This is a genomic window from Oleiphilus sp. HI0067, assembly GCF_001635735.1.
Genome location: NZ_LWFI01000688.1, coordinates 1 through 363, shown reverse-complemented (window position 1 = coordinate 363; position 363 = coordinate 1). Strand labels below are relative to the sequence as shown.

General features: G+C 41.3%; 1 protein-coding gene. It reads right to left on the bottom strand.

Features of this window, described 5'->3' with window-relative positions:
• Positions 1–363: AMP-binding protein (locus A3739_RS07800; RefSeq protein ID WP_156502455.1), on the bottom strand; the 363-nt coding region annotated here is incomplete at both ends.

Genomic DNA, 363 nt, shown 5'->3' with positions numbered 1-363 from the left:
AGCCGCAGGTAGTGAAATAAAATAGTTTTGTCCCTTCAACAACGTCACTGTGTAAGGACAGCTCCTTGATGTGTTGAAGTAAGGTTCCGCCCACTCCATGAACAATGCATTTAGGCTTTCCAGTTGTGCCTGATGAATAAAGGATATAAAGCGGGTCGTTAAAATCGACTTCTTCAAAATGAAGTTTGATCTTGTCGTTACTCTTAATCGCATTAATCCAATCTAAGTGCTTAGCAGTATTGAGTGTCAGGATATGGGATGTGTCGCGATCAATAGGGTTAAAACTAATGACTGCTTGAAGTGAGGGTAGGCTGTCAACGACAGAACTAATCTTGTCGGCAAGAGAAAGTACTTTTCCAGCAT